The sequence below is a fragment of the Vibrio sp. 10N.239.312.C11 genome (genome assembly GCF_041466065.1).
In the GTDB taxonomy this organism is placed as follows: domain Bacteria; phylum Pseudomonadota; class Gammaproteobacteria; order Enterobacterales; family Vibrionaceae; genus Vibrio; species Vibrio tasmaniensis_A.
On the sequence record NZ_JBFSRZ010000037.1, the window covers coordinates 1 to 22420 of the forward strand.

Below are 22420 nucleotides of genomic sequence, written 5' to 3' on the forward strand. Positions count from 1 at the left end.
AAATACGCGAAACGGGGTTGTTCTATCTTTAAATTTAATTACGCAACAAAGCCCTGACCTGTACGTAATTTCGCCGCACTGATAGCGCGGATATTTCCGGTGTTTTCAAACGCGACAATAACGGTATAGGTATTATAATACTCAACTACTGTCACATAGCCGTGTCTATTTGTTTTGAATCTAGCTCCATTGTTCATGTCGTGTGGAGCTTCCATTTTCTTCACGTGTTTCCTCTCTTAGTCTCAATGGCTGTTATATCTAATCAGCTCTTCTCGTTTTATAGATAATGAATGGGTGAGATAATGCAAAGTATATACGCATCTAAACTTAAGATGAATCTTGAAGTCATAGTAAATGAGGGAGAACACAGAAAAGTGGTAATAATCACACAGAATTAACCGAGAGGTTACGCTCATACGCTTAAGGACTTAACATTCCAAATTCAACCTTATACAGATTGTTTACAGTTTTTGAAGAACGAAAATGACGATAAACACTGCGTTTTGTTTAATCCTTGACCGCGCGATCGTTTGCGTTGAAAAATGTGATGAAAGTCTCACTTAACTGTTTATACTTCTTTTCCGGTTTTAAGCCGGTGCTTAGCCAATACAAGCCGTCACATGGATATGTGAATGACCCCACGGACCGGACCAGCTACGTTCCACTGCTTGTATAAGGTGATTTTTACATGAACAACTCGTTGTTACATTCGCTAACCCTGTTAGTTCCTTCATCGCGTAGCGTTTTGCTTGCGGTTCTTTGTCCTATTCCTTTGATGTCATTCGTTTGGCTCATGTTCACTCTTTAAGGATTACTAGGACATATTATGAATATTCTATTTGGTTTTGTCGGTGTTCTTGCACTGATTGCTTGTGCGTACCTGCTATCTGAAAGTCGTTCTTCGATTAACTGGAAAACAGTCTCTCGTGCACTATTACTTCAAATCGGCTTCGCGGCTTTGGTGTTATATTTCCCATGGGGACAATTGGCGCTAACGAGCCTAAGTAATGGCGTTTCTAGCCTGCTTGGTTTTGCAGACGCTGGTATCGCATTCCTTTTCGGCGACCTTGCAACTGAAGGTTTCATTTTCGCGATACGCGTACTTCCAATCATTATCTTCTTCAGTGCTCTGATTTCTGCACTTTACTACCTCGGCATCATGCAAAAAGTGATTCAAATCTTGGGTGGAGCTGTGCAAAAACTGCTGGGCACCAGTAAAGCTGAATCCTTGGTAGCAACAGGTAATATCTTCCTTTCTCAGGGTGAGTCTCCTCTTCTTATTCGTCCGTTTTTAAAGTCTATGACTCGTTCGGAACTGTTTGCTGTAATGGCAGGTGGTATGGCGTCCGTAGCGGGCAGTGTGCTTGGTGGTTATGCTGGTTTAGGTGTTGAACTTAAATACCTTATCGCAGCAAGTTTCATGGCAGCTCCGGGTAGTCTGTTAATGGCGAAGATTATCGTTCCTGAGCGCAGCACACCAAGTGACTACGACCATATCGAACTCGATAAAGCTGACCAAAGCAACGTGATCGATGCACTGGCAAGCGGCGCGATGAACGGTATGAAAGTCGCGGTGGCTGTCGGTACTATGTTGATTGCATTCGTGAGTGTAATTGCGATGGTGAACACTGGCCTAGAAAGCTTAGGTGAGACGTTCGGTTTTGCCGGTATTACGCTGCAAGCTATCTTTGGTTACCTGTTCTCACCACTAGCATGGCTGATCGGTATCCCGAGTGATGAAGTATTGATGGCGGGTTCTTACATTGGTCAGAAGATCGTAATGAACGAGTTTGTTGCTTTCATCGATTTCGTTGAGAACAAAGCGCTGCTATCTGAACACAGCCAAGTCATCGTGACGTTTGCTCTATGTGGTTTTGCTAACATTGGCTCTATCGCAATTCAGCTAGGTTCAATCGGTGTTATGGCACCAGAGCGTCGTGCTGAAGTGGCAAACTTAGGCTTGAAAGCAGTCGCTGCTGGTACGCTTGCAAACCTAATGAGTGCGTGTTTAGCGGGTATCTTCATCCTGCTTTAAGCGAGATTCAGTTCAAGCGCCTAAATTCAGTTGAAGCGGGCACCTTTCTTGCGGATTTAACGTGAGAAGGGTGTCCGCTTTTTTGTGCCTGCTCGTTAAGTTGATTCAGATTTTGAACCACCACTTTTATTGCTATGCGGTGTATAAGGCTCACTCGGAAGAGTAATAGAGCAAGCCTGTTTTATCCGATATACTTGAATATCATTAGGTTGCGATTAATAGCATTCGGCTTCAATTAAGAAAATCCGGTTTCTATTAAGAACACTCGGTTCCGAATAAGAATATTCCGTTCCGACTAAGAATACGGCAACCAAGCTCAAATTTATCAAGGGTTTCTCTATGAACATGCGCGTTCTCATCGGTCTTATTGCTACCTTCATTGGCTTGTTTGCGATGGTTTATCTTATTGCTGGTGGTACTCAGTTTCCTATCTATCAGTGGCCGCAAGAAGCGTATCTCGGTTTGGTGTTTAGCGTAGTATGGGGCACTGGCGTCGCAGCATCGGTGGCTTATGTCTTTTCAGCTTTGGTGTTTGTGACTGTCGCCGTGGTTTGTTATGCGGTCGGTTATAAAATCGGTGGGCTCTTTTCTTCAAATTCTGACGTCTAAGTTTATTGAGGCGTACTTATGTTCATTGAAGTGAGATTTGTTTGAATGCACTGGCTCGATCGTTGGAAAGTGTATCGCTATCATCGCAAACAGGCTAACCGCTCGAATGGCGACAAGGCTAAAGCTTTAGGGTGGACCAGCGAAGAGAGCCAATTATGTCGCTTTGAAGTGATTGCTCGTTCGGCTGACTTCGAAAAGAAGAGTATTTTAGATTTAGGTTGTGGCTATGGCGAGCTGTTTGAGCTGCTCGATAGCATCTATCGCATTCAATCTTACACCGGCGTTGACCAACACGCAGGCTTTTTAAAGAAGGCGAAGCAGAGCTATACAGAAGATCGTTGTCGGTTTTTGTCGGGTGATATGAGCCAAATGAGCCTTGAGGTACACGATGTAGTTATCGCCAGTGGCTCATTGAATTACATCTCTCGCGACTCGGATTATCTGACTAACATGATTACTCGCATGTTTGGACTAGCGAATCAGACGGTGATTTTTAATCTGCTCAATTCAAGCCAATATCCTTCACGCAATACCTTGATGAGTTATCACCCTCAAGGCGTATATCGATTTTGTAAAATACTCTGTGACGATGTCTCCTTGATAGAAGGATACGCAGAAGGGGATTTCACGATAGTGATGAACAAAATCTGCCCCTGAACTTAAACATAAGACTAAGCTTGAGTGAAGTGATTGTTTGATAAGAGTTAAAAAGCCGCAGACCTTGAGAGGTTTGCGGCTTTTTTTTGGATCCAAAATCAACTTAAGTATTACTTCTAGTGTTTCAGCGGTTGATTTTCAACTAGTCCGTAAGGGATGTTAGTAAAGACTTTTGGGTTACCTTCATAAGTCGGTGCTTCGTTCACTTGCTGCCAATCGAGTAGCATGATAGCGAGTACGTTGCGGTGCTCTCCATACTTGAGATCAAAATCACCGGTGACCGAAGGGATCATGCCTTTTGTCTTATCGATAGATGCCTGGATTGCAAGCCTAGTTTTCTCTACAACCGGGTCATTCTCTAGACCGGCTAGTAAGAAAGTCAACCCAACCTCAGCAATCACATCCTCTTTAGCTCGTAGCAGGATCGTATCGATGTTTTCTCTGAAGTAATCGTAGACCCATTGGTGTTCTTGCTCGCTTACTTGGTGCTGGTAATACTCAGAATCTCCAAAGATCACATGTGTCATACCATAGATCTTATTGCCGTATTGCTGGCTTGAAAGCTTCTTGTCGTTATCGTCTGGGTAGGCTTTTTTGAAGGTATCGACAAATTCATCAACGACATCTTGTTCACCCAATTGGCGTAGCCAGTAAACTTGATTAGCGAGTTGGGCTGCCCACGCTTTCACCATATCTTCATTGGTCACGTATCGTGAAAAGTCATAACGACGAATAATCTCGCGCAGTTTGACATCGTTCTTGTGTTCTAAACCGTACTCATTGGCGCGCGCCATAGAGCCGAGAAGGTCAACACCAAGATATAGATATTCTGGCATGTGCTTGGTGATGTTGTAGCGTCGAACACTGCGTTCATCGCTATCGCCAACATAGGAAGCAACACGCTTTTCTGAGTACAGTACGATTTGTTCCATGGTGTGAACATCATTCGACAAGCGGCTGAGCTTACTTGCGACACGTGCCATGTCACTCCATACCGCGGCAGAATATTTGTCGTCTAATGTTTGTCGATACATACGCAAACCATAGTGACCCTCTTTGAATGCAGGCAGAGTGTAAAGTTGGCTTTCGTAGGTTGTGCGAATCAGATCGGCGGATTGTTTAAAAGATTGCTCTTGAGAGTCGAGAACACCAGCTTGTAATTGAATACTTGGTACGCTTGTTGCTTGTATGTTAACAGGCTCTTGTATAGTAACAGTCTGTTGTGTGTCAAAAGCCGTTAGCGTATCTGAAGTAGCTTGTGCGTGAACCGCAACCGCAACCGCAACTGAGATTGATAACAATGTGCACAGAGTCAGCGTTTTTAGCTTCATGTTCGTAAGGTACCAAGCTGATTAATTGTGAATATAAAATAACACTCATGAATCTTTCAATGTAAGGTTTTGGTCAATACATTGTAATCTTTAATAAGATTGATCCGATATTTGGTTCAGTAATCAATGTGTCTAATGGACTTTAAGTGATGAATGACTCAATAATGAAATGAGCACTAGGCTAAGTGTATGTATTTAAATAGCTTAACGGCATACTTAAAGAGTTAGTCTGATATGAGCAAATTTAAGAACAAAAAGGTTTAGGGGGTCTGAATGCCAAGTGGTTCTAGCAAGCAATGGCCTGCCAAATTATTATCTTTACTGTTTTTTTTAGTGGTAATGAGTGCTATCGAGTTTTTTCACTCTAAAGAGTTATCCTACCTGAAAGATGAATCCTACTCTGAGGCAAAAAAGCAGCTATCGATCATTCGTTCTCGAATCGAAGCCGCGATCGTGTCAGATATGTATATCCTCAATAATTTTTCGACCTTAGTGACCATAAACCCTGATGGTGAGGTGAAAAATTGGGACAAGATTGCTGAAAGTATTATTAAAGATGGTTTCCATATTCGTCTTATTGGGCTAGCCAAAGACGACATTCTAAACTTTGTTTACCCTATGGAAGGCAATGAGCAGATTCTCGGTATTAATTATCGTGATTATCCAGACCAATGGGAGTCTGTTGAGATAGCCCGTAATCTTGGCAACACCTTTATTGCTGGTCCTTTTGAGCTGTTTCAAGGTGGCCAAGCTATCATTACGCGAACTCCGATCTTTCGAGACCCGCCTTTTAACGAAGACTATTGGGGTGTATCCAGTGCCGTTATTAGTTTAGATGAGCTGTTTGAAGATGTCGGAATTGGGATACTCGAAAACAAGTATAAACTCGCGATTCGCGGTGTAAACAGTTCGGGTAAAGATGGCGCGGTCTTTTATGGCTCTCAGGACGTATTTGATAATGCTTTTGTGACTGAACAGGTGAGCTTTCCATACGGTGGTTGGTACCTTGCTCTCTCTGGTAATGAGCATGTGTTGATGGATGTGCAGTGGTATCGAATTCAAGCAGTAAGGTTGGTGGGTTACACCATAATGTTAGTGCTGGCGTTTGCCTTCTTTACTATTTATCGCCTGTACCGAATTGCAGATAGTCGCTCTATGCATGATGAACTCACCATGCTACCTAATCGTCGATACTTTATGTACAGCCTAAAGCAGGCGTTCAAAGTCACCCAAAAGCAGAGAGCAAGAACCTTTGCTGTGGTAAATATCGATCTTGATGGCTTTAAAGCGATCAATGATACTTTTGGGCATGCGGCTGGCGATCAGGTGCTTATTGAGTGTGCTAATCGCATTAAGAGTGAGTTACGTGGTTCAGATATCGTTGCGAGAATCGGTGGTGATGAGTTCTTAGTTTTGTTACCACGCATCATTGATGATCAACATGTCTCTTCGATTGTAGCTAAACTTCGAAGAGCGATATGTAGCACACCTGTTGTTTATGATACGCACTCGATTTATCTTCGAATTAGCGTTGGTTGGGTAATTCACAACAATAACTACAGTGGTGTCGATGCACTACTCAAAGCGGCTGATGAAAAAATGTACGAACAGAAACGACAAATTTTATAGGTTGGATTGGATCTGTTATTAGAATTTAGTTGCTGAATGTGGGGAAAAGCCTCAGAATACCGCGCTTTGCTCTTTATCAATCCTATTGATGAGCGAAAGCTGTAGCAACGACTTCTTTCTGCGCGTTGCTCATACTAAATGTTATTCAACTGAGAAAATAATCTATGAGTTTTACCTCCCTTGGCCTTTCTGAACCGATCCTTAAAGCTATTGAAGCACAAGGTTACGATAAGCCATCACCAATCCAAGAGAAAGCCGTACCAGCTGTCCTAACGGGCAAAGATGTAATGGCCGCTGCTCAAACAGGTACAGGTAAAACTGCTGGCTTCACGCTACCTATTCTTGAAATGTTATCAAAAGGCCCTCGCGTACGTCAGAACCAAGTTCGTGCATTAGTGCTAACACCTACCCGTGAACTTGCTGCGCAAGTGAATGGCAGCGTAGTTAAATACGGTATTAACTTACCGCTTACTTCTACGGTCGTGTTTGGTGGCGTGAAAATCAACCCTCAGATGCAAAAACTTCGTAAAGGCAGTGATGTGTTGGTGGCAACACCGGGTCGTCTACTTGACCTATACAACCAAAATGCAGTGCGTTTTGATCAGCTAGAGATTCTAGTATTAGATGAAGCTGATCGCATGTTAGACATGGGTTTCATCCGCGACATCCGTAAGATCTTGGCTTTTCTACCTAAGAAGCGTCAGAACTTACTGTTCTCTGCAACGTTCTCTGATGATATTCGTAGCTTGGCTAAAGGCTTAGTAAATAACCCAGTTGAAATCTCGGTAAGCCCTGCAAACTCAACAGCACCCACTGTTGAACAAAGTATTTATCCAGTAGATAAAAAGAAAAAAGCGCCAATGCTAGCTAAGCTGATCAAAGATAATGATTGGCGACAAGTGTTGGTGTTCAGCAAAACAAAACACGGTGCAAACAAGCTTGCTCGTTTCCTTGAAGAGCAAGACATCACTTCTGCTCCTATCCATGGTAACAAGAGCCAAGGCGCGCGTACTAAAGCCTTAGAGAACTTTAAAACCGGTAAGGTACGAGTACTCGTAGCGACCGATATCGCTGCTCGTGGTATTGATATCCCACAACTTCCTCAAGTGGTTAACTTCGACCTTCCAAACGTATCAGAAGATTACGTTCACCGTATTGGTCGTACTGGCCGTGCTGGTGAAGTGGGTAAAGCAATTTCATTGGTTTGTGCTGATGAAGTGGGTGAGCTATTCGGTATTGAACGCCTTATTCAACAAGTACTGGAGCGTCGTGAACTTGAAGGTTTTGCACCCGTAAACAAGTTACCAGAATCTCGCTTGGATTCGCGTCCGATTAAGCCTAAGAAACCGAAAAAGACACGCGAACACTCGGATGGCCAACGTTCTGGTGAGAATGCTCGCGGCCATAAGCCAGCAGGTAAGAACAAGCGTCATGTAGCAGGTAATGGATCTGCTCCAAAGCGTAAGCCTAACTCAGGCAACAAAGCTTCAGACAGCAACTCTGCAGCTGCTGGTGATGATAAGTCTTTAAGAAATAATGGCAGCAACTATAAGCGCGGTAATAAGCCTTCTACGAATAGTTCTGGCAAGCCAGGTGGTGCAGGTAAACCTAAAAAGTCAGGTTTCGGTGGAAGTAATGGTTCGAGCAAACCGTCTAACAAGTCAGCAGGTAATAAGCCTACAGGTAACAAACCTTCGCCATCTAGAAGCCGTTCTAAGCCTGCATCTCAGAAATAGTAGCTCTTTGGTAGACAGAACGTTGAGCAGATAGCTTTGCAAAGATTATGTAACGAGATCGCTTCGTAAGAGGGTTCTCGTTCATTGACGATTTCCTGCTATCGAACTCGAACAAGCGCGAATATTGAATTTCAATGTTCGCGTTTTTTTATGGGTGTAATTAAGCAAACAAGAAGAGGTTTCTTCAGAGTTGAAGCTATCGAATTTATTGAAAAGTAGGTATTTATAGGAAGAGAAATTAATCTTTAATGATCTATTAATAACAACATAATCACTAGCGATTTGTTGGGTTTTGCAATTTGCAATTTCAGTTTGCAAAACAAACAAGCATTTATGGCGAATACGTGTTCAGATGCGTAGTAAATACGTATATTTAAAGTTGGCACGTATAGTGCATTAGTAATAGTGACCCTTCTTAAGCCGAGGGTCACCTAGCCAACTGACGTTGTTAGTGAACCCATATTGTTCACACAAAATATATGACCAATCACCCTTTTGTGATTGGTTTTTTTTTGCCTGAATTTTGAGTTCTACTTGTTGGTATTACTTTTTATTAATTGTTATTACTACACTTATTATTAAGTGCAGTTAGCTCAAGCAAAACAAGCAGAGCACGACAATTTACTAATCATGCTCATACCATTCTTGCGCTAACACTCACCACACTTTGAGTAACAGCTTGGTTGGCGCGGGCATTCTCCACCTCGGGAGCAGATAAGCCTAGCCTCTGTCTCAATCCCACGTTCAATCCAATTTATATTTAGAATCTTGGCTATTGTCGTGAGATCTTTCTTGATGTTACGCGGGATTACCACCGAGCCACCATTGTTAACGCATGATGCTTTAAGTTGCTCTGCAATGTCTCTTGAATTACCGCCTTGTGCATCAATTGCAGGGTTAAGGTCTATGCCTGCACACAATACGCGATTGTTACCTGCAGGGTCCGTCATATTGATGGATTCACAGCAGTAGATTCTTGGTTCATCACCCACATTTAAAATAGATATTTGAGCCGAACTCCCTGCGCGAGGTTCTGACAATCGACGGAACACAGCCCAATGTTGACATGGGTCGGCAACAGTTCTCATATTTCCCCAAGGCAGTGGAATCCCGTTCCCGCGGTACACCGCCTTGAGTTTCCCTGGCCCATAAGCATCAAAGTAGTGCCAGTGAGGGTAGGGCGATACTACCGTCATTCGACGCATAGCAACAGAGGGGGAAACCCCCGCTCTTTTGTGAACGTCGATTTCGTAACCAGTGCGGTCAAGCAACTGTCTAAATGGAACTTTCGGGCAAAGAAGTGCGCCAGCAAAGAAGCTAGATTCAAAGTCTCGCCATGCTTGAAGAATATCTTGAGAATTAAGTTGCGAAGAGCCTGAAACCTGGTTGTCGTCCCATGTGTTGTTGTTGCCGACCGACAACACACTCTTTAAGCCTTCTTTGCTATGCAGAATACAATGGCCAATATAGACCGATAAATCGTATTTCAGACGAGTGGGGTACTCTTTCAGGATTTCATTTAAGAAGATTGTGCTAGGAGGTTCAAAGAACGAAGTGACTAGCTGTTTGGCATTAATTCCGAGTTCATCAACAACGTCTTTCGGTGTGCGTGTTACCCAACGGATGTTAATTCCTAGGCTTCTAGCGATGTCTATAAGGTCTTCTACGCTGAGGTTAAGACGTTTCAAGCCAACTTCTTCCGCTGCGCGCTCAAGGTCAGGGAAGTGGTTTTGATTGCTTTCTTGGTGTGCTCGAATCAAGAGGTGTGCAAACTGGCGGCCTGAGATCCCCGTTTGCGATAGCATCTCTGGAATTGCAATTTGCAGGATGTCGTTGGAGAAAAGAAAGCTAGGCTCGAGTGCCATGCCACTTATCCCACCACGATTCCCTTTATCAGGAGCAATGGCTTGTTGTTCAGATTCGTCGTCAAGGAACCAGGTTGGGTTCTTCTGAAAGACCTGCGCGATTACTTCTAGCATATCGATGCTTGGGACGCGCTTTCCACGTTCAATCATGGAAAGGTAAGAAACGGAAGGTGCGTATTCTGGGTTGATTCTAATACAACGCGCAGACAGATCTTCCATCGTTAAATGGTTACGTTTTCTTAGGTTACGTATTTTCGTACCTAGGAAATGAGACTGACGAACTAAACTTTTTGACAAGGCCATATTTGTAAAATTCACATTGTAAAATTTTTGTTGTGAAATTGTAGGCAAAAAAGCGCTAGTCTACAAACTAAGCAATTCACAAAATGACAAATAAGTTAAACGTTAGTTTGGAATAATTGCTCTAGGACACATTTTTGCTATAAAAATCGGTGAATGTTCACCGGGTTGGTCAAGAGGGAAAGACTATGAATATGCTTACATTCGATAAAACAGAAATCCAAAAACAAACAAAACCATTTATCGCTGAAGCTGTCTTTGCCGTGGAGACTATCAGTGCCAAACAGCAAACTGAGAAGCAACTCAAAGCGAAGCAACTGCTAGACAGATTGTTCCCATTAGAGAACGGCTCACATCAAGATGTAACGAGCTACGTAGTTGATTACCGCCATATCATGGCTTATTTCAAAGATGGCCAACACAGCGGTCTAAAGCATCCTAAGCAGTTTGTAGCTTACATGGGTGAGAAGTGTGACCCAGACTCAATCTTGTTCCGAGATAGCAGTGGAAGCCATTTAGAAGTGATGTTTGGTTGTCATAAAGGGACGGGGTGCATTGAATTGGTCGATATCGATGATATTCAGTTAGAGTCGTGCACCACGTTTGGCCAGTCGCCAATGGAAGCGGTACAAACGAATACTGAGCGTCAAGGAATCACTACAGCAATACGTCACTGGATCAGCCTAGTTCAAGGTGATGAGAAGGGTAAACCAAAAGCATGCAGCGAAGACAAAGAGTTCCGAGCTAAGAGCGGTGAGGATTACTGTCTTAACTATTGCTACGCCCTTTAATGTCACAGCTACATCTTTGGTATTTATGAAAGATGTAGAACCAGTGTAGTGTTAAATACTCTGAATGTATTTAGCATTAAACACTGACGACTATGCATAAACGACAAAGCCCCAACCATTAACCTACTGGTTATTGATTGGGGCTTTTTGCTTTCGATGTTAATTACGAGTCTATTTTTGAGCCTGAGCCTGAGCCTGAGCCTGAGCCTTGAGCCTAGTTAGTACGTCGTTTAACTGTAAATTTGTTTAGATGATTGCAGACTACAGCGGCATCACTCTATTTCGACCAAGTGACTTCGCTTCGTAAAGTAGCTTATCAGCGCGTTCGATCAGTGATTGTGCCGATTCACTGGGTTCAAGCTCAGCAACACCAAACGATGCGGTGATGCTACCTACCTGTTGCCCGCTACGACGATCTTTAATCGATAGCTTTTCTAGAGAGCGGCGGTTGGTGTCAGCAAGCTGGCGTGCAATGCGTAATGATTTGTTTGGCACGATTATCGCGAACTCTTCACCACCAAATCGGTAAGCAGAAATACCTTCACGGCACATTTGTTTTAATTTGCGCGCAATGCCTTTAAGAACCATGTCACCAAATAGGTGGCCATAAGTGTCGTTGAAGTTTTTAAAATGATCGATATCGAGAAGAATCAAACACAGAGGTTGTTTCGCTTCACACAGGGTTTCTATATCACGGTCGAAAGAGCGACGGTTATAGAGTGTCGTTGTGCTGTCAAAGAGTGCATCTTTCTGCACTTCTACCAGCTGAGATTTTAGCTTAGTGATTTCTGATGTTGCAGAATTCAACTGAGAATTTAAAAATTGAGTAGAGTGACGAATATGACGAGATTCAGAAACTAACTGACGAACTAAAGACATGACTTCATCGATCGATAAACTTTCATTGTCAACGCGGGCCAAATCCTCGAAGCTTTTATCAATCATCTCAGAAAAAGCAGAGGTATCGGTCAGTGTGTCATTCATCGAATTCGAAACTTCCGAGACCAACAACTCTAAATTAGCGCGGAGGTCATTGATATTCGTTTCAGACTTGCTAGCAACATAATTATTGTAAAGCTGCTCACCAACGGCTGGAGGACAAATGCCATAGTATTCCAAGATACCATCCATGTCTTTAGTCAGCTGTGGGATAGCATTGTCAACATAGGTGTACCAAAGTGCGTAATTTGCAGGTGTAGTAGACACCCGGTTCTTCATCATAAGAGGCACCGCTTTTTTTAGATTTGCGGTGGATTTTTGAAATTCGTCTTTTTTCATGATTTTTACTGCAGATACCAAACTAACTAAGCCACTGCGACCAAGATTAGCGGATTTTACCGATCTTTGCTTTAAAAATTATATAATTAATGGATGAGGATTGGGTAAACAACTCATTTTCATTATGGAAATCGATTGCATATTTATATCGAATAATAAATAGGGTGTTATTTGACCAAAGAGGAGTGGTCCGGTTGGGTGGGGGCGGCTGTTGGTGATGGGGGCTGTAATACCAATCGCGGTCAATAATGGGTTAGCCAAGCTTGTTCAAACACTGAGCTTGTTAAATTTAAAGCATTTGGTCTGTTAAAATGCCTAGTTTGTTAAAATACGCTGCCGAAAAATGGGTAATACGGGTGAGTGTGGAAGCGATAGTAACTCAGTGGAAGTTTATTTCAGGCATAAAAAAGCGCCGATAAAAATCAGCGCTTTAAAATTCTTTTTAGCTAAAAGCTAATTATTGAGCAACAACGTTTGCTGCTTGTAGGCCTTTTTGACCGTTTTCAACTTCGAAAGAAACCTTTTGGCCTTCTTTCAGAGTTTTGAAACCTTCAGAAGCGATAGCACGGAAGTGTACGAATACGTCAGCGCCGCCGTTGTCTTGAGAAATGAAACCGAAACCTTTCTCTTCGTTAAACCATTTTACAGTGCCAGTATTTGTGTTAGACATAATTTGTCCCTTATTCATAAATTTTCTAAATTGTTGATTGCATTACTGCAATGCGCTGATAATTGAATTATTTAATATTGCTAAGAAATAAGGAAAAACTACTTACAAAAACGGGTAACGATTTTACATGTCATTTTTTACTATTCATCTAACTTAAATAACTCCGGCTAACAGAGCGAGTGCATGTTAACACAGTCTTTCGGGTTGTACACTCATTGATTGATAAATCAGCGAGTTTTTTTGTCATGTTGCGCTCGTTAACAAAAACTACCTACAACAGCTGATAGGTTTATAAAGTTACACACCATGACAAAGTAAAAAGGAAGCCTAAGCCTCCTTTTCTTCGTTAGTATAGACGATATTATCGTTTGAAGTTGATATCTTCAGTCTTATCTAAATTAATTTTAGTCTTAGCTGGTTGAGTCTCTGCGATTATTTTTCCGTGGCGAATCGAGTACTGCACCGGAACTTGGCGACGTACCGCATCAAAGCCATCGTCTGCAGGAAGAATTAGTAAGCTTCCTGGCTTACCTTCTTCAATGCCGTAGTTGTCTTGGATATGCAGTGTGCGTGCTGAGTTCTTGCTGATCAAATCAAGTGAGGTGTTGATTTGGTCGTAGCCCATCACTTGCGTTACGTGCAGTCCCATGTGCAGAACTTGAAGCATATTCGCTGTACCTAGTGGGTACCATGGGTCAAACACATCATCGTGGCCGAAACACACATTGATATTTGCTGCTAGCATTTCTTTAACACGCGTTACGCCACGACGTTTCGGGTAGTCGTCAAAGCGACCCTGTAAGTGAATATTCACTAACGGGTTAGCCACGAAGTTAATACCAGACATCTTCAATAGACGGAACAAGCGAGATGCGTAAGCACCGTTATAAGACCCCATTGCTGTGGTATGGCTTGCCGTTACCTTCTCACCCATTTCGAATTTGTGCGCAAGGGCTGCCAGCGTTTCAACAAAGCGAGATTGTTCATCGTCAATCTCATCACAGTGAACATCGATCAGGCAGTCGTACTTGCGTGCAAGATCGAACACGTAATGCAGAGATTCAACACCGTATTCACGAGTGAATTCAAAGTGAGGGATAGCACCGATAACGTCAGCGCCGATCTTCACTGCTTCTTCAAGCAACTCTTTGCCGTTAGGGTATGAAAGAATGCCTTCTTGAGGGAATGCAACGATCTGGATGTCGACCCACTCTTTCATCTCTTCACGAACTTCAACCATCGCTCTTAACGCAACGAGTGTTGGGTCTGACACATCAACGTGTGTACGAACGTGTTGAACACCGTTAGCTATCTGCCATTTCAGTGTTTGCTTGGCACGAGACTTTACGTCTTCGATTGATAGCAGTTCTTTACGCTCAGCCCAACGCTCAATACCTTCAAACAAAGTGCCAGAGATGTTCCAGTTAGGCTCACCAGCAGTTTGAGTAGTATCTAGGTGGATGTGCGGTTCACAGAAAGGAGTAACTGCAATGCCACCTTCAGCATCAAGGGTGTCGCCTTGATGATTGATTTGCGCGTCATTATCGAGAATGCGAGAAAATTGACCATTTTCAATCAGAATCTGTTTCAAGCCCTCTTGGTCTTGAAGTTTCGCGTTCTTGATTAATAAGGTTGTCATAGTGTGTCCTTAAGCGGCCTGAGATTTCAGAGCGTTTTTATTCAATAGAGGGTTAAGCACGAGGTAACTGATTGCACCACCAAACACGGCATTTAAAGGAACGATGCCCGGAAGGAAGTGACCAGCGGCTACGCCTGTTGCTACTGCGATAATGCCAGCCCAGTTAACGGTTTGGAACTCTGCTTTTGCAAAATCTTTGTAACGTTTACGGTTCGCAAAGAAGTCGGCGATGATTACGCCACCAATGGGTGGAATGGCCAGCGAAAGGAAGGTTAACCAGCCGACGAAGTTGTTGTACAACCAAAGCGCGAAAATCGTACCTACGATACCGTTAATGATAGACATTGTAGTACTTGAGCGACCTGTGATGTTAGATAAACCAAGACCTGACGCATAAAGTGCATTTTCATTGGTTGTCCAGATGTTCAAGCCTAGAACGATGATGGCTGGAAGAAGTAGTCCTTGCGCAATCATCACATCTGAAATGTCAGAGAGCCCCGTCGCTGCTGCACCTGCCGCGCCAAAGATAAACATCAGTGAGTTACCGATGAAGAACGCGACCATGGTAATTAACACTGCGCTCGCTGGCTTTTTACCAAAGCGAACGAAATCGGCAGTTAAAGTACCTGCACTCACGAATGAACCGACAACCATTGCTAACGCCATGGAGAAGTCCATTGGTGTTTCCGGGTCAATCAGTTGTAGCTGTTCTAGCCCGCCAACACTGTCTACCGCGGTCAATACTGAGTAACCACCTAGAATCGCAATCGCAGGAACCGCAATCGCTGAAAGCACCATGAGTGCTTTAATACCGAAGTACACCGTACCTGTCATCAACAAGCCTGATACAACAATCAAGGTGTTGGTATCAATGCCCGTGGCTTTTTGTACCGGAATCGCAAACATGGCAACGCCCACACCAAACCAACCGACTTGTGTACCGCCAAGTAGAGCAGAAGGAAGCCATGAGCCTTTAGTACCGAAAGAGAAACGAGCAAGGAGGTGAGTAGAAAGGCCAGTAGATGAGCCGATGTAGCCAAGAAAAGAAGTGTAAATACCGAGGATTAGGTTACCGATGAGAACGGCGAGGAAGAAATCGTTGAATGAAAGACCTGTCCCGAGTGAACCACCTGTCCACATACTTGCAGAGAAGAAAGTGAGTCCAAGCATTACCATGGTGAGTGAAGCGACTCCTTTCCTAGCCGATGTAGGAACCGGCCCAAGACTGTAGTTATTATCAGCAGCCATTTTTTACCTCCGCAAATGATCAAAATTAAATTTAACGGTCGCCGTATTGCAGGCAAACGTGCGCATTATGGTGATATAAATCACGTAGTCAATGCTAATTTTGTCAATAAAAGCGGTATGGAATCAGTTATTGAACTAAAAACAATATAAAACATAAGGTTATATTTTGTATTTTTTTAATTAAAATAAATAGAAAACGTTTTCTATAACGCATCAGGTATCTGTTGTTCATAGTTGGCTATGAATGTTGATTATTATATTTATGAATGGGTGTCTGTATATTGGGCGGGCGATGTTTCTTAAATGACAGGCAAAAAAATGGCCAATCGCAATATTCGCAATTGGCCTATATATATCGTGAACAACAAAGGTTCACTAACAACGTCAGTTGGCTAGGTGACCCTCGGCTTAAGAAGGGTCAATGTATACATTGCAGTTAGTGTGCCAACTTTTAAAACGACGTAAAATGGGTGTTTTATAGCAATTTGGTGCGTATTTAAGCTAATTTTTTGCGTTTTAAAATTGTAATTTCGCAAAACGAAAATGCATTATGCAAATGTGGATGAGTTGTCTAAGCTGTGTAATAAGAACTATTTTGTATTTTATGCCGACAGCTAGTACTAACTCGTCTTTGTTCTTCCCCAAAAAAAGCCAGCATGCTTTAAGGGCATACTGGCTTTGTATTGATTGACTTGGTACTTAAGTTAGATTGAGTAAAAGAAGTACAACTGAGATTTCATTCGAATGATAATCCCGCGTATTACGTCTAGGAAGCCCATAAAGCCAATTGGCTTTTCACCGCTTACCCAAGCTAATCCAACGGAGCCGACAGGAATATCGTAACCTTCCGTTTCGTCAATTTTTAAGCGGACAAAGTGGTGTTTGTTTTGGAGGTTTCTGCCTGTGGTAACGCGAACCTGTTCATCAATACCTAATAAGCTAGCTTGTGCCTCACCCGTCGCTTCAACAATGCCTTCTACGGTTGCAGAGAATATTTTCCCCGGGTATACCGCGGTCGAAAATTCTGCTGGCTGACCCACCTTAACATTGCGAATCGCTTGGTGATTGACTCGCATCAATACGTACTTCTCTTCGGTATACATCTGGATACGAGGCATCATTGAAACGCGTTGACCCTCACGAAGGATAAAGTTCGTTACAAAGCCGTCAGTCGGTGCCGTGACTTTGGTACTGTTCAAGTCCCATTGTGCTTGTGCCAATGTTGCTTTTGCTGAATCGACCTCAGTCTGCTTCTTGCTTACATTGGTTTCAGCTTTGTGGATGTTTAATTTCGCATTCTCGGCATCGACTTCTTTCTTGCTAAGCTGAGATTCCAATGTGGTAACGTTATACGTCGCTAAGTCTACCTTTGCTGTTTGTTGGTCGATGTCAGTTTCTGTAATCGTATGTTCTACGACACTGTTTTGTTTCTGGTAACGGTCAAGGGTCTTAGATTGCAACACTAGATCGGTCTTTGCTGACTCTATCTGTGCAATAGATGTTTTGATGTCTTCTAGCGCCGACTGATAGCTAATTTTAGTAATGCTGACTTCTTGGCGAGCGGTATCTAAAGCGACTTTTGTTGACTCAAGTTGAACGCCTGCTTTGTCTCTCGCAATCACATACTTAGTGTCATCAATTTCATAAAGAAGTTGCCCTTCAACCACATCTTGGTTTGGGCTGATGTGAACCTTTGTGGTTTTTCCTGTGACCGCTGTTGAGTCCGGACGTAATTGAATATGTGGAGACTGAACAACCGATCCTCCAGATAAGTCCATCGGAGTAAAGTTGATTAATCCAACCCATACGAACATCAACCAAGATGTACCACCTAAGTAAGCAAACGCTTTGGTGCCTTTATTCCAAGGCATACCGACCAGTCTCAGTAAATAAATGAACAGCGCCCAAATAGCTAAACCTTCTAACATACTGGGTTCTCCTCATTTTTATCATTTTGTTCCGGCGGTAGATCAGACTTTGGCGGCGCTTTCCAGGTGTCTCTCAGATTGATGATGGCTTTTTCCATATCAACAAAGGCCAAGATGACGGCGAGTACCCATACCCAGTGCCAGATAAAACCAATCCAAGTTAATGCGGTGATCAAACCGAGTTGTTGGTGCTCTTTGCTGTGAGCTTTATTGATTGGTAATTCATGCACACGCCAGAACCCGTAACATGCAGCAGCGATAGTTGCGATCAATACAACGCCTGCTACAACGTGTAGAGCGGTATCGGCGCCGGTGCCGACAAATGGGACACTCACTAAACTCATTGATAAACCCTAGGTTAAATTGAGCACAGAGTGTGATTGATATCAGATTTAGAGGTTGAAAATTTACCAATTACTTTAATAATGATGCCAATATGATTTGATCAGTAATAGTGACTTCTAGGTATGGTAGCTAATGAACAATTGTAACTTCTTAAGAGCATTGGGAATTCTGGGTATTTACCAACACGCAACGACCAATAAGTTCGTGAATGTAGAGCAATTAGGTATCCCCAAGTCGGTATTTAACAACCCGATGAGCCTTATTCCCGTTAGCGAAGTGGACAAATGGTATGGCTTGCTTGAACAACAAACAGGCGATTCCGATATTATCTTGAAGCTTGCTGATAGGGTGGATATTGAAAGGCTAGGTCCTCTCTCGAACTGGTTTTTCTCTGGGCACGATCTGGCTTCTTCTATTCGTCGAGTTAACATTGGCCTGCACTGTTTGCAATCTGGTGCTTTTCTCTATGGCGCTCAAGTCGGTAAACTCATCAAGTGGTGTTACGACAACCCTGCGTATTCTGAGACTGGTAAAGTTCATGACTCGATTCGAGTTGCCATCTTTATGATGAAGATATTGAGACGATACTTGGGAGACGATTTTACCCCTGCAGCCGTATCTATCGCTGGTTATCGTGAAAATACTCAACTTTATCAGGAGTACTTTGGGTGCAATATTCAGTGGGGCCAACCACGGACTGAGATTTGGATACCTAGCCACTTGAGGTTGTCGATCAACCAATCACCTTCTGTCGGCAAGATGAGTTTGGCGATGAACTTCCATGACTTGGATAACTATCTAAACATGCCAGATGCTGGTGATGAACATAAGGTCACCTATGAGATGATCAACTACAGTCGCCACTTTGGTTTACCAACCCTTCACAAGGTTTCCAGTTTATTAGGGCTCTCTGAGCAGCAGTTTCAACGCCGTTTGCATAAATCGGGCATCAATTTTTCTACCATTATGGGGTATGCGTTAAGTAACGTGGCGGTAGAGCTACTGATGTATTCAGTGCCAGTGGAAGAGGTCTCGAAGAGGTTAGGTTATACCAACGTCGCGAGCTTTAATCGGATGTTTAAGAAACATCGAGGTTTGACGCCTAAGCAGTATATTGAGCGTTTTGATAGTCAATACTGATCATCATTAGTCTTCATCTAGCTTTTTAAAATGAGTGGATAGGTAAACGATTATCCAAGTGCTAAGGACAAAAGGCGCGGTCAGTGGTAGCAGTGACCGTTCATGAAAACCAAGTGTGATGAGACAGCTCAACAGCATGCCTAATAGGATTAACGGCCAAGGGATTCGCGGATAGAGCACCAGTGCTAGAGTGGCAAGAATGGCGTTGTACCCGTAAAGACCTTGGGCAACCAATTCGTTAGAAGCACCGATCATCTTACTAAAAATGGTGCTAATTATTACTGCTAGCACAACCCAAATGGCATGCTTTAGGTTGTTAAGTGCGATGGCGATTAAGATAACGAGCCCCGACAACGCATTTTCGATGAAGCTGACTTGGCTGATCCCTTTCAATAACGGGAGCACCGCTGTTGGTAAGCTGAACCACGAGCCTACCTCAAGACTGATTAGTGGCCTCAGTGCGGAGTCAGGTGCCGAAAACGCCGATAGCCCCAAGGTTGATTGGATAGCATAAATCAGCCAAGAGGTGAGGATAAAGGCACTTGTGTAACCGTGATACTTCTTAAAGCTAAACACGATCTTGGCGATGGGTACGGTTATCAGCGAGCCGAGGGCTACTACTATAATCAGCCACCCATTGACTTCAAAAAAATTCCCGATGAACAAAGCAATCAGTGCGCCATTTAGCGCATACATGCCATTCTCAATATCATGAGACGGTTTATTGGTCAGTAAGGCAAATCCGTAGCTGAAACTGGCGCCAAGCAAGGTAAGAAAAGCCAGCGCAAGTGACTCAATAGAAATGGCAAACAATAGCAGAAACGACGTCATGACCGACGGAGTGAAATAGACTTGCCCAATGCCATTGAGCAAGCCTTCAAATGGTAGAATATCCTTATTCGTTCTCATCGTCTGACTACATTCTTTTGCTATGTTGAATCTTTTGTAGCTCAGATTGTATGCAATTTTATTAAGTTGACCATCTTTGCGTATCAATTCTGATACCAGCGCTCACCATAGGCTTGTTGGTAATCTGGTGTTTCAATGATGCCTTCTTGCTCTGGAACGGTTTCTAATGGCCCAACGACCGTTCGATAAGGTAATACGCCAGCCCATACCGGGATATCCATATCAGCTTTATCATCATTCACTCCATGTTTACCTATCTTCACGGAGGCTTCTGTTAAAGGGATCGCCAATAGCTCGGTGGCGGTGAGCTCTTTCTCATTACTGAGCCTGACTTTGTCGGTTCTTCCCGGCGCGATTTGCTCAATGAAGATGTTCAATAAGCGATCTTTTTCTTGGTTGTCATCGATGACTGAAAATGACCCCAACACCACTGCAGAACGATAATGCGCACTGTGGTGAAATGCCGAACGAGCTAACACCCAACCATCGAACAAAGTGAACGTTAAACAGGTTGGCTCTCCTTTTTTTAAGCCTTTCAACAAGCGGCTGTTTTTAGCACCATGGATGTAGACCATATCATCCACTCGCCACGCGAGCATTGGAATAACCATTGGTCCATGTTCGCCTTGCAATGCAATGCAATGTGTGCGATTAAGCTCTCATCTATGATTTGATGAAGTTTCTCTTGTTCAAATACGGCTTTGTGAGCCCCTTTTTTAATCGTGGTTCTTTTCGTGCTAGATAACATAATCGCTCCTTAATCATTGCCTTTTGATTAATGTAGCGATTAACTGGTCTATTAAATAGAGCCACTTTTAAACACTATTTGGATCCAGTTATGCAGCCTATTGATGTCGGTGACCTACAGTTAGACGAGCAACATGACACGCGTCAAACCGCCTTGTTTCATGCGATCAGAGAAAAGATTGTTCAAGATTTATGGAGTAAGGGCAGTAAGTTACCCTCAACGCGTAAGTTGGCCGTAGAACTGTCGGTAAGTCGAAATACGGTGATTTATGCGTACGAACAACTGGTCACCGAAGGCTATATCGAGAGTAAGCAAGGCTCAGGGTTTTATGTCTCGGTTGAACAACCAGAGCACTTTCTAAGTTTGTCTCAGCCAAACAGTGTTCAGGATCCGAAGGTTAAACAAACAGTCAGTAAACCGGCTGCAAACATAGCGACACCTAACGACATTAACCGCAGCTTTGCCCCCGGAGTTCCTGACTTAGATGCGTTCCCTTTTGCGAAATGGCAGAGGCTGCTGCAACGTCACTCTACACGTCAGAACATTGCGGGCAATCAAGAGGTTCAGGGAAGCTTGGCCTTGAGGGAAGCATTGAGCGGGTATCTTGCGAGTAGTCGCTCGGTTCACTGCAGTACCGATAGAATCATCATCACCGCAGGTGCGCAGCAAGCCATCTCAATTGGTTTGATGGCGACGTTAGCTATGGGAGACAAAATCCTTGTGGAAGAGCCCGGCTATCGACAAGTGCATAAAATCATCGATCTGTTGAGGCTAGAGCTAGACGGTGTGAGTGTGCGTGAAAAGGTTGGGTTAGATATTGAAAAAGTGCTGTCCAGTAACGCCAAGGCTCTGTATGTCACGCCGAGTAACCAATACCCAATGGGCACGACCTTGAATACCGAGCAACGACTTAAACTGATCGATTGGGCCAATCAACATCAGTCATGGATCATTGAGGATGATTACGACAGTGAGTTTCAGTTTGCTCATCGCCCTTATACCAGCATGCAAGGGTTAGCGGGAAAGTTAGGGTTCGATGATCGCATCATCTATGTCGGATCGCTGAGTAAGGTGATGTTCAATGGCTTGCGACTAGGTTATTTGGTGGTGCCAGAAAGTCTGGTGGCGAAGTGTCTTGAGATTAAAGATGCGCTCACTGGAGACACGGCCTCACATACACAAGAAGCGCTGGCGGACTTTGTACGTGAAGGCGATTTATTGCGCCATATTAGAAAGATGCGTCGTTCATACAAACTCAAGCATGAAGCGATGATAGAAGCAATTAAAAGTGAGTTTCATGGCGATCTTGAAGTGATCAGTCAGGCTGCTGGGCTACATGTGACAGTGAAGTGGTATCAAGGGATATCTGAACATGAGTGGAGCCGTAGAGCAGAGTTTGAAAATATCATCATTCGTCCTTTTGACTTTTATGAATATGGATCAAGTGATGCTCGTGATTGGAGTGGTGCAGTGCTGGGGTTTGGTAATATCCGACTGGCTGACATGAAGCCGAAGATCAAACAGATCGCTCGGCTTTTTTATCAGTAATATTGGTAGGGCTT

At 43.4% G+C, this 22420-nt stretch carries 18 protein-coding genes and 1 pseudogene; 8 read left to right on the forward strand and 11 right to left on the reverse strand.

Annotated elements, in window-relative coordinates; translation table 11 throughout:
• Window positions 1–38: 38 nt before the first annotated feature.
• Complete coding sequence (locus tag AB6D07_RS15535) at window positions 39–224, reverse strand: hypothetical protein (protein WP_372091601.1); 186 nt, start codon at window positions 222–224, stop codon at window positions 39–41.
• 602 nt (window positions 225–826) lie between these two features.
• Here AB6D07_RS15535 and AB6D07_RS15540 point away from each other — a divergent pair.
• From AB6D07_RS15540 to AB6D07_RS15550, 3 genes are all read left to right on the forward strand, one after another.
• Entirely contained in the window at window positions 827–2035 is a 1209-nt protein-coding gene (locus AB6D07_RS15540; RefSeq protein WP_009845705.1) for a NupC/NupG family nucleoside CNT transporter, read from the forward strand.
• Window positions 2036–2374: 339 nt separating this feature from the next.
• Entirely contained in the window at window positions 2375–2644 is a 270-nt protein-coding gene (locus AB6D07_RS15545) for a hypothetical protein (RefSeq protein ID WP_012600286.1), read from the forward strand.
• 45 nt (window positions 2645–2689) lie between these two features.
• A complete protein-coding gene (locus tag AB6D07_RS15550; RefSeq protein WP_017102774.1) occupies window positions 2690–3301 on the forward strand; it encodes a trans-aconitate 2-methyltransferase in 612 nt (203 codons plus the stop codon).
• 116 nt (window positions 3302–3417) lie between these two features.
• On the opposite strand, the gene AB6D07_RS15555 is transcribed toward AB6D07_RS15550, so the two are convergent.
• Window positions 3418–4632: a DUF3541 domain-containing protein gene (locus AB6D07_RS15555; protein WP_017102775.1), complete on the reverse strand. Its 1215-nt coding sequence runs from the start codon at window positions 4630–4632 to the stop codon at window positions 3418–3420.
• Window positions 4633–4905: 273 nt separating this feature from the next.
• Between AB6D07_RS15555 and AB6D07_RS15560 the strand changes: the two genes are divergently transcribed.
• Both AB6D07_RS15560 and AB6D07_RS15565 read left to right on the forward strand, forming a co-directional pair.
• The gene (locus AB6D07_RS15560; RefSeq protein WP_017102776.1) at window positions 4906–6261 is read left to right on the forward strand and encodes a diguanylate cyclase; all 1356 of its coding nucleotides are present in this window, start codon (window positions 4906–4908) and stop codon (window positions 6259–6261) included.
• 164 nt (window positions 6262–6425) lie between these two features.
• A complete protein-coding gene (locus AB6D07_RS15565; protein ID WP_012600290.1) occupies window positions 6426–7997 on the forward strand; it encodes a DEAD/DEAH box helicase in 1572 nt (523 codons plus the stop codon).
• Window positions 7998–8647: 650 nt separating this feature from the next.
• On the opposite strand, the gene AB6D07_RS15570 is transcribed toward AB6D07_RS15565, so the two are convergent.
• On the reverse strand, window positions 8648–10180 hold the full coding sequence (locus AB6D07_RS15570; RefSeq protein WP_017097047.1) for a DUF3612 domain-containing protein: 1533 nt from the start codon (window positions 10178–10180) through the stop codon (window positions 8648–8650).
• A gap of 170 nt (window positions 10181–10350) precedes the next feature.
• Between AB6D07_RS15570 and AB6D07_RS15575 the strand changes: the two genes are divergently transcribed.
• The gene (locus AB6D07_RS15575; protein WP_009845698.1) at window positions 10351–10953 is read left to right on the forward strand and encodes a malate synthase; all 603 of its coding nucleotides are present in this window, start codon (window positions 10351–10353) and stop codon (window positions 10951–10953) included.
• Between the two features lie 261 nt (window positions 10954–11214).
• Here AB6D07_RS15575 and AB6D07_RS15580 read toward each other — a convergent pair whose 3' ends face one another.
• From AB6D07_RS15580 to AB6D07_RS15605, 6 genes are all read right to left on the reverse strand, one after another.
• Window positions 11215–12231 carry a GGDEF domain-containing protein gene (locus tag AB6D07_RS15580; RefSeq protein WP_029222885.1) on the reverse strand — a complete coding sequence of 339 codons (1017 nt, stop codon included), beginning with the start codon at window positions 12229–12231 and terminating at the stop codon, window positions 11215–11217.
• A gap of 457 nt (window positions 12232–12688) precedes the next feature.
• Window positions 12689–12901 carry a cold-shock protein gene (locus AB6D07_RS15585; protein WP_004730009.1) on the reverse strand — a complete coding sequence of 71 codons (213 nt, stop codon included), beginning with the start codon at window positions 12899–12901 and terminating at the stop codon, window positions 12689–12691.
• A 361-nt stretch (window positions 12902–13262) separates the two neighbouring features.
• The gene (locus tag AB6D07_RS15590) at window positions 13263–14540 is read right to left on the reverse strand and encodes a cytosine deaminase (RefSeq protein ID WP_017102778.1); all 1278 of its coding nucleotides are present in this window, start codon (window positions 14538–14540) and stop codon (window positions 13263–13265) included.
• A gap of 9 nt (window positions 14541–14549) precedes the next feature.
• The gene (codB, locus tag AB6D07_RS15595) at window positions 14550–15788 is read right to left on the reverse strand and encodes a cytosine permease (RefSeq protein ID WP_032500628.1); all 1239 of its coding nucleotides are present in this window, start codon (window positions 15786–15788) and stop codon (window positions 14550–14552) included.
• 704 nt (window positions 15789–16492) lie between these two features.
• A complete protein-coding gene (locus AB6D07_RS15600; protein WP_017102780.1) occupies window positions 16493–17716 on the reverse strand; it encodes an HlyD family secretion protein in 1224 nt (407 codons plus the stop codon).
• On the reverse strand, window positions 17710–18060 hold the full coding sequence (locus tag AB6D07_RS15605; protein WP_004730017.1) for an MFS transporter: 351 nt from the start codon (window positions 18058–18060) through the stop codon (window positions 17710–17712). Before AB6D07_RS15605 ends, AB6D07_RS15600 begins: the two co-directional genes overlap by 7 nt.
• A 133-nt stretch (window positions 18061–18193) precedes the next feature.
• On the opposite strand from AB6D07_RS15605, the gene AB6D07_RS15610 reads away from it, so the two are divergent.
• Entirely contained in the window at window positions 18194–19201 is a 1008-nt protein-coding gene (locus tag AB6D07_RS15610; RefSeq protein ID WP_017102781.1) for an AraC family transcriptional regulator, read from the forward strand.
• A 6-nt stretch (window positions 19202–19207) separates the two neighbouring features.
• Here the strand turns inward: AB6D07_RS15610 and AB6D07_RS15615 are convergent, their stop codons facing one another.
• Both AB6D07_RS15615 and AB6D07_RS15620 read right to left on the reverse strand, forming a co-directional pair.
• Window positions 19208–20110, reverse strand: a complete 903-nt coding sequence (locus AB6D07_RS15615) for an urea transporter (protein ID WP_029222886.1) — start codon at window positions 20108–20110, stop codon at window positions 19208–19210.
• 83 nt (window positions 20111–20193) lie between these two features.
• Window positions 20194–20858 (reverse strand): annotated as a pseudogene (locus AB6D07_RS15620) (pyridoxamine 5'-phosphate oxidase family protein).
• Between the two features lie 90 nt (window positions 20859–20948).
• On the opposite strand from AB6D07_RS15620, the gene AB6D07_RS15625 reads away from it, so the two are divergent.
• Window positions 20949–22406, forward strand: coding sequence for a PLP-dependent aminotransferase family protein (locus AB6D07_RS15625; RefSeq protein WP_017100956.1), 1458 nt, complete (start codon window positions 20949–20951; stop codon window positions 22404–22406).
• The last annotated feature ends 14 nt before the right edge of the window (window positions 22407–22420 follow it).

Coding starts and splice junctions, on each gene's coding strand:
- AB6D07_RS15540 (WP_009845705.1), top strand. CDS start 827: ATGAATATTCTATTTGGTTTTGTCGGTGTTCTTGCACTGATTGCTTGT.
- AB6D07_RS15545 (WP_012600286.1), top strand. CDS start 2,375: ATGAACATGCGCGTTCTCATCGGTCTTATTGCTACCTTCATTGGCTTG.
- AB6D07_RS15550 (WP_017102774.1), top strand. CDS start 2,690: ATGCACTGGCTCGATCGTTGGAAAGTGTATCGCTATCATCGCAAACAG.
- AB6D07_RS15555 (WP_017102775.1), bottom strand. CDS start 4,632: ATGAAGCTAAAAACGCTGACTCTGTGCACATTGTTATCAATCTCAGTT.
- AB6D07_RS15560 (WP_017102776.1), top strand. CDS start 4,906: ATGCCAAGTGGTTCTAGCAAGCAATGGCCTGCCAAATTATTATCTTTA.
- AB6D07_RS15565 (WP_012600290.1), top strand. CDS start 6,426: ATGAGTTTTACCTCCCTTGGCCTTTCTGAACCGATCCTTAAAGCTATT.
- AB6D07_RS15575 (WP_009845698.1), top strand. CDS start 10,351: ATGAATATGCTTACATTCGATAAAACAGAAATCCAAAAACAAACAAAA.
- AB6D07_RS15580 (WP_029222885.1), bottom strand. CDS start 12,231: ATGAAAAAAGACGAATTTCAAAAATCCACCGCAAATCTAAAAAAAGCG.
- AB6D07_RS15585 (WP_004730009.1), bottom strand. CDS start 12,901: ATGTCTAACACAAATACTGGCACTGTAAAATGGTTTAACGAAGAGAAA.
- AB6D07_RS15590 (WP_017102778.1), bottom strand. CDS start 14,540: ATGACAACCTTATTAATCAAGAACGCGAAACTTCAAGACCAAGAGGGC.
- codB (WP_032500628.1), bottom strand. CDS start 15,788: ATGGCTGCTGATAATAACTACAGTCTTGGGCCGGTTCCTACATCGGCT.
- AB6D07_RS15600 (WP_017102780.1), bottom strand. CDS start 17,716: ATGTTAGAAGGTTTAGCTATTTGGGCGCTGTTCATTTATTTACTGAGA.
- AB6D07_RS15605 (WP_004730017.1), bottom strand. CDS start 18,060: ATGAGTTTAGTGAGTGTCCCATTTGTCGGCACCGGCGCCGATACCGCT.
- AB6D07_RS15610 (WP_017102781.1), top strand. CDS start 18,194: ATGAACAATTGTAACTTCTTAAGAGCATTGGGAATTCTGGGTATTTAC.
- AB6D07_RS15615 (WP_029222886.1), bottom strand. CDS start 20,110: ATGAGAACGAATAAGGATATTCTACCATTTGAAGGCTTGCTCAATGGC.
- AB6D07_RS15625 (WP_017100956.1), top strand. CDS start 20,949: ATGCAGCCTATTGATGTCGGTGACCTACAGTTAGACGAGCAACATGAC.